The organism is Micromonospora cathayae (genome assembly GCF_028993575.1).
GTDB lineage: Bacteria > Actinomycetota > Actinomycetes > Mycobacteriales > Micromonosporaceae > Micromonospora > Micromonospora cathayae.
Window position 1 is genome coordinate 5318471 of sequence record NZ_CP118615.1, and the last position, 11221, is coordinate 5329691.

The 11221-nt window shown below is 73.5% G+C and carries 10 protein-coding genes; 2 read left to right on the forward strand and 8 right to left on the reverse strand.

Annotation, left to right across the window (positions count from 1 at the left end):
- Positions 1 to 10 precede the first annotated feature (10 nt).
- The 7 genes from PVK37_RS23745 to PVK37_RS23775 all read right to left on the reverse strand — a co-directional run bounded on the left by PVK37_RS23745 (position 11) and on the right by PVK37_RS23775 (position 7523).
- Positions 11 to 1243, reverse strand: coding sequence for a Gfo/Idh/MocA family protein (locus PVK37_RS23745; RefSeq protein ID WP_275029974.1), 1233 nt, complete (start codon positions 1241 to 1243; stop codon positions 11 to 13).
- On the reverse strand, positions 1240 to 2010 hold the full coding sequence (locus PVK37_RS23750; protein WP_275029975.1) for an ABC transporter ATP-binding protein: 771 nt from the start codon (positions 2008 to 2010) through the stop codon (positions 1240 to 1242). Before PVK37_RS23750 ends, PVK37_RS23745 begins: the two co-directional genes overlap by 4 nt.
- Complete coding sequence (locus PVK37_RS23755) at positions 2007 to 3923, reverse strand: branched-chain amino acid ABC transporter ATP-binding protein/permease (protein ID WP_275029977.1); 1917 nt, start codon at positions 3921 to 3923, stop codon at positions 2007 to 2009. Before PVK37_RS23755 ends, PVK37_RS23750 begins: the two co-directional genes overlap by 4 nt.
- Positions 3923 to 4825: a branched-chain amino acid ABC transporter permease gene (locus tag PVK37_RS23760; RefSeq protein WP_275029979.1), complete on the reverse strand. Its 903-nt coding sequence runs from the start codon at positions 4823 to 4825 to the stop codon at positions 3923 to 3925. Before PVK37_RS23760 ends, PVK37_RS23755 begins: the two co-directional genes overlap by 1 nt.
- A gap of 21 nt (positions 4826 to 4846) precedes the next feature.
- Complete coding sequence (locus tag PVK37_RS23765; RefSeq protein ID WP_275029980.1) at positions 4847 to 6070, reverse strand: branched-chain amino acid ABC transporter substrate-binding protein; 1224 nt, start codon at positions 6068 to 6070, stop codon at positions 4847 to 4849.
- 8 nt (positions 6071 to 6078) lie between these two features.
- Complete coding sequence (fdxA, locus tag PVK37_RS23770) at positions 6079 to 6420, reverse strand: ferredoxin (RefSeq protein WP_275029982.1); 342 nt, start codon at positions 6418 to 6420, stop codon at positions 6079 to 6081.
- Positions 6421 to 6605: 185 nt separating this feature from the next.
- Entirely contained in the window at positions 6606 to 7523 is a 918-nt protein-coding gene (locus PVK37_RS23775) for a LysR family transcriptional regulator (protein WP_275029983.1), read from the reverse strand.
- A 70-nt stretch (positions 7524 to 7593) separates the two neighbouring features.
- Between PVK37_RS23775 and gabT the strand changes: the two genes are divergently transcribed.
- Both gabT and PVK37_RS23785 read left to right on the forward strand, forming a co-directional pair.
- On the forward strand, positions 7594 to 8934 hold the full coding sequence (gene gabT, locus PVK37_RS23780) for a 4-aminobutyrate--2-oxoglutarate transaminase (RefSeq protein ID WP_275029984.1): 1341 nt from the start codon (positions 7594 to 7596) through the stop codon (positions 8932 to 8934).
- Positions 8931 to 10493, forward strand: a complete 1563-nt coding sequence (locus PVK37_RS23785) for an NAD-dependent succinate-semialdehyde dehydrogenase (RefSeq protein WP_275029986.1) — start codon at positions 8931 to 8933, stop codon at positions 10491 to 10493. The genes gabT and PVK37_RS23785 overlap by 4 nt, the downstream gene beginning before the upstream one ends.
- 73 nt (positions 10494 to 10566) lie before the next feature.
- Here the strand turns inward: PVK37_RS23785 and PVK37_RS23790 are convergent, their stop codons facing one another.
- A complete protein-coding gene (locus tag PVK37_RS23790) occupies positions 10567 to 11166 on the reverse strand; it encodes a DUF3558 family protein (protein WP_275029988.1) in 600 nt (199 codons plus the stop codon).
- Between the last annotated feature and the right edge of the window lie 55 nt (positions 11167 to 11221).

Below are 11221 nucleotides of genomic sequence, written 5' to 3' on the forward strand. Positions count from 1 at the left end.
TGGGTGGCGGTCAGGCGGCGGACGTGGTCGGGGCGTCGTCGAGGGACTGTTGCCAGGTCGAGACGGTGCCGTCGAGGACGTCGGCGACGGCGACCTCGGCGCGGGCCGCCGACGACTCGAGCAGGGCGATGGCGGCGGCGAGGGCCCGGATGGCCTCGGGCGCGCCGGTCTCCGGCGGGACGCCGGTGCGGACCGCGCGGGCGAAGTCGACGATCTCGTGGGCGATGCCGTACCGGACCGGGTCGGCCACGTCGACGGTGAGGTCGGCCGGGTTCCAGGTGCCGGTCGGGAAGAGCCGGTCCCGGACCTCGGCGGGCAGGTCGGCGACCCACCGGCGGACCCGGTCGTCGAGGGGTTCGCGGACCCCGTGGTCGGTGGTGAGCCAGCCGCCCTGCCAGTTCTCCCAGCAGGTGGAGGTGAGGCTGCCGGCGGAACCGACCAGCAGCCGGTTGCCGACCACCTCGCCGTGGCCGGCCATGGTGAGGGTGAGCTGGGCGTGTACCCCGCCGGCGAACGACACCCGGCCGAGGCAGGTGTCCTCGCTGGTGACCGGCGTCCGCCGGCCGTCGGCGTGGACGATCTCCGGTTCGTAGGTGTGCACGGTGGCGTCGACGGTGACCGCCGGGCCGAACCAGTACTGGAGCAGGTCCATCTCGTGCACGCCCATCTCCAGCGCGACCAGCGAGCCGGACCGGGTGCGGTCGCGGTACCACTCGCCGCCGCCCTCGGGATGCAGCAGGGCCGCCGGCAGGGACAGCTGTGCGGTGGTGAAGTACGGGGTGCCCAGCGCACCGGCGGCGAGCAGGCCCCGGACCGCCCGGTTGCCGGCCACCCGGCGGAAGTTCTCGGCGACGGCGAGGACCCGGCCGGCCCGGCCGGCCGCGGCGGCCATCGTGCGGGCGGCGGCGACGGTCAACGCGATCGGCTTCTCCACCAGCACGTGGTGGCCCTGCGCGAAGGCCCGGACCGTCAGCGGGGCGTGCAGGTGCGTCGGTACCGCGATGTCGACGGCGTCGACGTCCGGCCGGTCGGCCAGGTCCGCCAGGTCGGCGACGGCGGGCAGGGTCTCGCCGGTCAGGTCCCGGTAGGCGGCGACGGCGGCGGCCCGGCGGCCCGGGTCGCCGTCGCAGACGGCGGTGAGCCGGACGTCGGGGTTGCCGGCGGCGTGCAGCGCGGCGTACGCCCGCAGGTGGCGCAGGCCCATGCCGCCGCAGCCGACCAGGGCGACGGTCACCGGGTTCATCGGGGCTCCGCCTTCCGGGCGTCGGGGTTCGGGGGCGCGCCGAGGTCGGCGTGTCCACCGAGGTAGGTGGCTTCGATCCGGGGGTCGCGGGCGAGTTCCCGCCCGGTGCCGCTGAGCACGATCCGGCCGAGTTCGAGCACGTGGGCGCGGTCGGCGATGCGCAGCGCCTCGCGGATGTTCTGCTCCACCAGCAGCACCGCCGTGCCGTCGCGGGCCAGCCGCCGGGCGGTGGAGAGGATCTCGTGGGACATCCGGGGGGACAGCCCGAGCGACGGTTCGTCCAGGGCCAGCACCTGCGGCCGGGTGACCAGGGCCCGGCCGACGGCGAGCATCTGCTGCTCGCCACCGGAGAGGGTGCCGGCGAGCTGGTGGCTGCGCTGCCCGAGGATCGGGAAGAGCTGGTACACCTCGTCGATCCGGGTCCGGATCTCGGCCGGTCGGCGGCGCATGCTGTAGCCGCCGAGCCGGAGGTTCTCGGCGACGGTCATCGAGCCGAACACCCGGCGGCCCTCGGGGACGTGCCGCAGGCCGAGTCCGACGACCTGGTGGGCGGCCATCCCGGTGAGGTCGTGCCGGCCCAGCCGGATGGTGCCCCGGAACGGCCGGATCAGCCCGGAGACCGCCTTCATGATGGTGGTCTTGCCGGCGCCGTTCGGCCCGAGCAGGGCCACCACCTCGCCGGCCCGCAGGTCGAAGCTGACGTCGTGGACCACCTCGAGGTCGCGGTAGCCCAGGTGCAGGCCCTGCGCGGACAGCAGCGGGCTCATCGCTGCGGCTCCTCGTCGTCGTCGGTGCGGTGCCCGAGGTACGCCTCGATCACCTCGGGGAGGGCGAGGACCTCGGCGGGGGTGCCGGTGGCGAGCACCCGGCCCTGGTCCAGCACCACCACCTCGTCGGCGGCGGCGGTGACCAGCGGCATGTCGTGTTCGATCAGCAGGACGGCGACGCCGGTGGCGGCGACGGCCCGTAGCAGCCGGGTCAGTTCGGCCTTCTCGGCCGGGTTCATGCCGGCGGCCGGTTCGTCGAGGATCAGCAGGCTCGGCTCCATGATCATGGCGCGGGCGAGTTCGACCCGGCGGCGGTCGGCGTAGGAGAGTTCACCGGGTCGGCGGGCGGCGGCGTCGGTGAGGCCGACCCGGTCGAGCTGGTGCCAGGCCCGTACGGCGGCGGCGAAGTCGCGGCGGCGGACCTGCCGGGGGGCGAACAGCGCGTGCCGCAGCCCGAGGTCGGCGGTGGAGTACGCGGCGACGGTGACGTTGTCCAGCACGGTCATCTGGTCGATCAGCCGGGTGCTCTGGAAGCTGCGGGCCACGCCCAGCCGGGCGATCCGGTGCGGGGTGAGCCGGGTGACGTCCCGGCCGCGCAGCTCCACCCGGCCGCTGGTGGCCCGGTGCACGCCGGTGATCGCGTTGACCAGGGTGGACTTGCCGGCCCCGTTGGGCCCGATGATGCCGACGATCCGGCCGGCGGGCACGGTGAGGTTGACGTCGTCCAGCGCGACCAGCCCGGCGAACCGCTTGGTGACCCCGGTGACCCGCAGCAGCGGCGGCTCGTCGACGGTCGTCGGGGTGCCGGCGGCGCTGGTGGTCGGGGTGCCGGCGGCGCTGGCCGGGGCCGCCGTGGGCGGGGCCTTCAGGCTGGCCGAGACGTTCGCGCTGGCCGGGGCCGGCGTGGACGGAGTCTTCGCCCTGGCCGCGGCCAGGGCGGCGGCGGACGGGATGACGGACCGTTCCGGCACCAGGCCCTTGGGGCGGATCTCGATCAGGGCGATGACCGCGACCGAGAAGACCAGCAGCCGGTAGTCCTGGATCGACCGGAGCACCTCCGGCAGCGCGACGAAGACCAGGGACGCGCCGAGCACGCCCACCGTGCTGCCCAGTCCACCGAGGACGACCACCATGATGAGCTGGACCGAGAGCATCAGCTCGAAGTTGGTGGGGTCGATCGCCACCGACCGGGCCGCGAAGATCGACCCGGCCAGCGCGCCGACCGCGCCGCCGGCCACGTACGCGCCGATCTTCAGGCGGAGGGTGGGCAGACCGACCGACTCGGTGACGAAGTCGTCGTCGCGGATGGCCCGCCAGGCCCGGCCGATGTGCGAGCGCCCGAGCCGGTTGACGATCACCACCGCGACCGCGAGCAGGACGAAGGCCAGCAGCGCCTGGCGGATCGGGCTGTGGAAGGTGAACCCGAACAGTTCCGGGATGGGCAGCGGGTACAGGCCCCGGCTCGCCCCGACGTAGTCCCAGTTGTTGGCGACGGTGCGGACCAGTTCGCCGAAGCCGATGGTGACGATGGCCAGGTAGTCGGGGCGCAGCCGCAGGGTGGGGTAGCCGATGATCACCCCGGCCAGGCCGGTGACCGCGATGGCGATCGGGATGGAGACGAAGAAGTCCAGCCCGAGGTGCACCCCGCAGATCGCCGAGGTGTACGCGCCGATGGCGAAGAACGCGGCGTAGCCCATGTCGAGCAGGCCGGCGTAGCCCATCACCACGTTCAGGCCGAGGCCGAGCACGGCGTACGTGGCGACCCCGATGGCGACGGTGGTGACGTAGTCCGAGCCGTACGCGTTGAGCAGCGCGACCCCGGCCAGCGCCAGGCCGAGCACGGCCACCACCGAGGTGGGCCAGGTGGTCGCGACGTGCTGCCGCGACCGTTCCAGGGAGTTGGTCGGTGTCATCAGGCCCGCACCGCCACCCGCTCGCCGAGCAGCCCCTGGGGCCGCAGGTAGAGCACGAGGATGAGCGCGCCGAAGATGAACGCGTCGGACCAGGCGCCGGCCAGGTAGCCCTGCACGACGGCTTCCAGGACCCCGATGACGAGTCCGCCCAGGACGGCGCCGCCGATGTTGCCGATGCCGCCGACCACGGCCGCGGTGAACGCCTTGAGGCCGAGCATGAAGCCCATGTCGAAGGAGATCCGGCCGTAGTAGACGCCGGACAGCACGCCGGTCACCGCCGCCAGCGCGGCCCCGATGGCGAACGCGGCGGCGATCAGCACGGTGACGTTGACGCCCATCAGCCGGGCGGCGTCATGGTCGATGGCCAGGGCGCGCATGGCCGCGCCGGTCATGGTCCGCTGGGCGAACCAGATCATCACCACCATGAGCGCGCCGGCCAGTCCGATCACCACGAGGTCCATGCCGGCGAAGCTCACCCCGGCGACGGTGATGGTCTCGGTGGCCAGCGGGTAGTTGGGGTACGACCGTTCCCGCGCCCCGAAGACGATCTTGATGATCTCCTGGAGGGCGAACGCCACGCTCAACGTCACCAGCAGGAACCCGAGGGTGGACCGGCCGATCAGCCGGGCGTACAGGAAGCGGAGCAGGGTCAGCGAGAGCAGGGCGGTACCGGCGATGGAAACACCCGCGGCGACCGCGATCCCCAGCAGCGTCGGCATCCGCTGGACCCAGGACTGTTCCAGCATCACCCAGCCGATGAAGGAGGCCACCATGACCAGGTCCCCGTGGGCGAAGTTGATCAGGCGCACGATCCCGTACACCATCGTGTAGCCCAACGCGACGAGCGCGTAGAACGAGCCGACGGTGAAGCCGATGATCAGTACCTGCGCGAGTGTTTCCATCGGTACGGTTCCGCCTCCGCCTCAGCTACCGACCGCGGCCCAGCCGCCGTCCGGCGCGAACTGGAACACCGGGCCGAAGGTGGTGTCGTCCTTGGCGCGGACGGCGAGGAACGGGAACGCCTTGCGGTCGCCCCGGTCGTCGAAGGAGATCTGACCGGTGATCCCCTCGAAGGACAGTGCCCGCAGCCGCTTGTTCAGCGCCTCGGTGGACAGGTCGTCCGGGTTCTCCTTCAGCGCGGCGACCAGACCCTCGGTGGCGTCGTACTGGAAGACGTCGTACTGCGCCGGCTCGGCGTTGTACGCCTTGCGGTACGCCTCCCGGAACGCGGTGGCCTTGGCGTTGTCCAGCAGCGAGGCGGTCGGGTACGACACGATGCTGAACCGCTCGTCCCGGGCGGCCTCCGGCGACGACTTGATCACGCTGAGGTCGATCGACGACGCCCCGCCGACGATCTGGTACGGCTGGTTGAGCGACTTCCACTGCTTGGCGAGGACGCCGAACTCCGGGTAGAAGCCGGTGTAGAGCAGGGTGTCCGCGCCGGTGGTGCGGACCCGCTCCAGGGCCGCCCGGTAGTCGTTCTGGCCGGGCTGGATCGAGTCGTTGTAGACGATCTGGGTGCCGCCGGCGGTCTTGACGTTCTTCTCGACGTTCTGCGCGACCGACCGGGAGAACTCGGTGTTGTCGTTCATGATCGCGAGCTTGGTGCTCTTGAGCTGGTCGATCACGTACGTGGTGAGGACCGGGGCCTCCTGGTCGTCCCGGCCGATGTACCGGGTGATGTTCGGGTACCCGGCGTCGGTGACCTTCGGGTTGCTGGAGACCGCGACCACGAACGGCAGGTCGCCGTTGCGGTGGAACAGCTCGATCGCCGGCAGGGTGGCCGACGAGCAGAACCCGCCGACGATCGCGACGACCTTGTCGTTGACGAGCTTCTGGGCCGCCTGGGTGCCGGCCTGCGCCTCGCAGGCGTCGTCGGCGATGACCAGCTCGATCTGCCGGCCGCCGATGCCGCCCTCGGCGTTGACCTTGTCGACCACGAGCCGGGTGGCCCGGACCATCCCCTCACCGTCGGCGGAGACGCTGCCGCTGGTCGGGGCGAGGACGCCGATCCTGATCGGCCCGTCGCCCCCGCTCTCCGCCTCGGCGCCCTGACAGGCGGCGAGGGCGAGCAACGGCAGGGTCGCGGTGACCACGACGGCCCGCCGACCGAGGCCGGTACCCGTCGATCGAAGTTTCCTGATCATGACTCTCCTCAGTGCGCGCGTGGATGAGCACGTACGAGCTCGGTGTCGCCGCTGATCGCTCCGATCGCGGCGGCCTCCCCCGGTGAACCGAGTGGCCGGTCCCGGCCCGGCAGCACGTCCTCGAAGAAACGGCGGTTGTCGGATGCGAATTCGGCCCCGGGCCCGGAGACGTCCTCGAGACGTACCACCGCTCCCGTCGGGCATTCCGTCATGCATGCACCACAGTCGATGCATTCATCGGGTTGGATGTAGAGCTTGCGGGCGCCCTCGTAGATGCAGTCGACCGGGCACACCGCGACGCACGAACGATCCCGCACGTCGATGCACGGGGCACCGATGGCGTATGTCACGGACCCACCTCCCGACTCGTCCGCAGCCGGATCGGGCTGGGTTGGAGATTGGATCCAAGATGCACGAGCCACAACCGGGTGTCAACACTCCGTTCGGCGGCATCCCACCAGGTAGCGGCGGGTTTTACCGCCCGGAAACAGCCGCTGCGCCACTCCGGGGCTGCCGCCCGGCGACGTTCGTCGGGTCAGCGGCGGGGGCGGGGCCGGCCGTAGCGCCGCCCGCAGAAGTCCGCCAGCCGCTGGGCGATCGAGCGGATCGCCTCCTCCGCGTGGTGGCCGCGCGACCAGGCCGCGAAGAGGCTGATGCTGACCCCGACCCGACCCGACCCGATCGCCACCGGCCACAGCCCGAACCGGGCGTCGTCGGAGACCACCGCGACCCCGCGCCCGGCCGCCGCCACCGCCTGGGCCACCTCCGGGGTGCCGAACTCCGTCGTCGGGCCGTACCCGAGGCCGGCCGCCGCCACCGCCGCGTCCAGGGCCCGCCGGGCGTGCTGCTCCGGCGGCAGCAGGAGCAGGTGCTCGTCGACCACCTCGCCGACCGGCACGAACGCCCGGCCGTGCCACCGGTGCCCGGCCGGCACGTACGCCCAGACCGGCAGGGTCGCGATGGGCAACCGCCCCAGCTCCGGCGGCGGGGGCTCGGTGCCGATCGCCAGGTCCGCGCCGCGCTGGAGCGAACCGTAGATGGCCGGCGGGGACTCCTCCCACACCCCCGGCATCGGGTCGGCCGCACCCCAGGTCGCCAGGAACGGCGCGATCACGTCGGTCAGCGTGGTCCCCGGGCAGCTGATCGTGATGCTCGGCAGCACACCGGACCGGATCGTCGCGGCGGCCTTGACCGCCAGGTCGGCCCGGGTCACCAGGTCCCGGGCGATGGGCAGGAAGTCCCGGCCGGCGGAGGTCAGGCTCAACCGGCCGTCCCGCCGGTCGAACAACCGGATCCCCAGGCTCTGCTCCAGACCCCGCAACTGGCGGGAGAGCGACGGCTGGCTGACGTGCACCCGACGGGCCGCCGCCGACACCGAACCGGTGTCCGCCACCGCCAGCAGGTACCTGAGCGTGCGCAGCTCCATCCCGCCGTCCCCCTCCCCGCCACCCATGCCTGGTGAGCATGGAATCTAGTCGGAACAGGTATTCGACAGCATGGCCGGGGCTGCCCAGGATGGGCGCATGTCCGCTGTCCCCCAGCACCGCGTCCTGCGTACCGAGATCCCCGGACCCGAGTCGGTCGCCCGGCACCGCCGCACCACGGCGGCGGTCTCGGCCGGGATCGGCATCGGGCTACCGGTCTACGTCGCCCGCGCCGCCGGCGGCATCCTCGTCGACGTCGACGGCAACCAGCTCATCGACTTCGGGTCCGGCATCGCGGTCACCACCGTCGGCCACACCGCCCCCCGGGTGGTCGCCGCGGTGACCGGGCAGGTCGCCGACTTCACCCACACCTGCTTCATGGTCACCCCCTACGAGGAGTACGTCGCGGTCTGCGAACGACTCAACGCGCTGACCCCGGGCGACCACGAGAAACGCTCGGCGCTGTTCAACTCCGGCGCGGAGGCGGTGGAGAACGCCGTCAAGATCGCCCGCCGGGCCACCGGACGCTCCGCCGTGGTGGTGTTCGACCACGCGTACCACGGGCGGACCAACCTCACCATGGCGCTGACCGCCAAGGTACGCCCGTACAAGGACGGGTTCGGGCCGTTCGCCGGGGAGGTCTACCGCGCCCCGATGGCGTACCCGCTGCGCTGGCCCGGCGGCGCGGACGCCTGCGCCGACCAGGCGTTCGACGCGTTCGTCGACACGGTACGCACCCAGGTCGGCGCGGACCGCACGGCGGCGGTGCTGATCGAACCGATCCAGGGCGAGGGCGGATTCGTGGTACCGGCACCGGGCTGGCTGCGCCGGGTCGCCGACTGGTGCCGCGAACACGGCATCCTGCTGATCGCCGACGAGATCCAGACCGGCTTCTGCCGCACCGGCGACTGGTTCGCCAGCGAGTACGAGCAGGTGGTCCCCGACCTGGTCACCACGGCGAAGGGGATGGCCGGCGGGTTGCCGCTGGCGGCGGTGACCGGCCGCGCGGAGCTGATGGACGCGGTCGGCGCGGGCGGCCTCGGCGGCACCTACGGCGGCAACCCGGTCGCCTGCGCGGCGGCGCTGGCGGCGATCGACACCATGGTCGCCGAGGACCTGTGCGGCCGGGCCCGACAGGTCGAACGGCTGTTCCGGCCCCGGCTGGAGGCGCTGCGGAGCCGGTACGACACCATCGGCGAGATCCGGGGACGCGGGGCGATGCTCGCCGTCGAACTGGTCGCCGGAGCCGACGACCCCACCCCGAACCCCGCCCTGACCGCGGCGGTCAACGCCCGCTGCCACCGCGCCGGCCTGGTCACCCTGACCTGCGGCAGCTACGGCAACGTGTTCCGGTTCCTGCCGCCGCTGGCCGCCCCCGACGCGCTGCTGGCCGAGGGGCTCGACATCTTCGCCGAGGCGTTCGAGGCGGCCCAGCGGTGACCGCCCGCCCCGGGCCGCCCGCCGGCCCGACCACACCGGCCCACTCCGACCGCACCGCACCGGCCCACCCCGGGCCGACCACACCGGCCCCGGCCGGGCGGGAGAACACCGAGCAGGCCGTCCTGGAACGGGTGCCGACCGGCCTGTTCGTGGCCGGCCGGTGGCGGGACTCCGCCGACGGGCGGACCTTCCCGGTGGCGGACCCGGCCACCGGTGCCGTGCTGCGCCGGGTCGCCGACGGCACGCCCGCCGACGGGCGGGACGCGTTGGACGCGGCGGTGGCGGCCCAGGCCGCCTGGGCGGCCACCGCGCCCCGGCACCGGGCCGACCTGCTGCACGCCGCGTACCGGGCGCTCGTCGCGCGGACCGAGGAGTTCGCGCTGCTCATCACCTGCGAGATGGGCAAGCCGCTGGCCCAGTCCCGGGCCGAGGTGGCGTACGGGGCGGAGTTCCTCCGCTGGTTCGCCGAGGAGGCGGTCCGGATCGCCGGCCGCTGGGGCGTCGCCCCGGACGGCGCCACCCGGCTGATGACCACGAAGCAGCCGGTCGGACCGACCCTGATGATCACGCCGTGGAACTTCCCGCTGGCGATGGGCACCCGCAAGCTCGGGCCGGCGCTCGCCGCCGGCTGCACGGCGGTGGTGAAGCCGGCCCCGCAGACCCCGCTGACCATGCTGGCCCTGGCCGACCTGCTGGCCGGGGTGGGCGTACCGCCCGGGGTGGTCAACGTGGTCACCACCACCCGGGCCGCCGAGCTGACCAGCCCGCTGATCGGCGACCCCCGGCTGCGCAAACTCACCTTCACCGGCTCCACGGCGGTCGGCCGGCACCTGGTCCGGCAGTCCGCCGACCAGCTGCTGCGGGTGTCGATGGAGCTGGGTGGCAACGCGCCGTACCTGGTCTTCGCCGACGCCGACCTGGACCGGGCGGTCGACGGCGCGATGCTGGCGAAGCTGCGCAACATGGGTGAGGCGTGCACGGCGGCCAACCGGTTCCTGGTGCACGAGTCGGTGGCCGACGAGTTCGCGGAACGGTTCGCCGCCCGGATGGCCGCCGAGGTGGTGGGCCGGGGCACCGAACCCGACGTCACCGTCGGCCCGCTGGTCGACGCCGCCGCCCGGGACCGGGTCGCCGACCTGGTGACCGACGCCCGGGACCGGGGGGCCCGGCTGGTCACCGGGGGTGCCCCGGTCGGGGCGGTGGGCCACTTCTACGCGCCGACGGTGCTCGCCGACGTCCCCGACTCCGCCCGGCTGCTGCACGGGGAGATCTTCGGCCCGGTCGCCCCGGTCACCACCTTCGGTACCGAGGAGGAGGCGCTGCGCCGGGCCAACGACACCGGGTACGGGCTGGCCGCGTACCTGTTCACCCGGGACCTGTCCCGCGCGGTACGGGTCAGCGAACGGCTCGACGTCGGCATGGTCGGCGTCAACCAGGGCCTGGTGTCCAACCCGGCCGCGCCGTTCGGCGGGGTGAAGCAGTCCGGGTTCGGCCGCGAGGGCGGCCCGGAGGGCATCGACGAGTACCTGAGCGTCAAGTACGTCGGCATCGCCCCCTGAACGGCGGGCGGCCCCGAGGGCCGAACGCCGTGCGGCCCCGGGCGCTCCCGGGGCCGCCGGTCAGGGCGCGACCTCAGAGCCGGCCGGCGGCGGTGCGGGCCAGGCCCTCCAGGGCGGCACGGTACTTCGCCAGGTCGTCGGTGCGGACCAGCCGGATGGCCACCCAGACGCCGCCCTGGTTGAGGAAGATCATCCCGTCCTCGGCGTACGCCTCGTCGCCGATGCCGGGCACCGGGTCGATGTCGTGGCCGAGGGCGCGTTCGGCGGTCAGCAGGTTCTTCGCGCTGTCGGCCACGTACACCTCCACCTGGCCGGTCGGCCCGCTGGGCGGCGCGGTGTAGGTGCAGCTCTCGGCGATCGCCACCGCGTCCTGCACCGGCAGGCCCAGCGCCCGTTCCGCCTCCGGCCGGGTCACCAGGGCACACGGATCGACGGCCGCCGGGTCCGACGGGGCCGGGTCGCCGCCGTCAGTCGGGCGGGGCTCGGCGGGGCTGGTCGGGGCGGTGCCGGGGGTCGTCGGGTCCGCGCCGACGTCGACGGCGGGTGGGGCGTCGGCGTCGCCGCGGACCCCGATGTCGACCGCGCCGCAGCCGGCGAGCAGGGCCACCGCGCAGCCGGCGAGCAGGGCACGGGCCGGGCGACGGTGCCACCGGCCCCTTCGGGGGTTCGTCATCAGGGTCGGTCTCCACATCCCGCCGGTCATGCCCCGAGGCTAGGGCGCGGCGGGC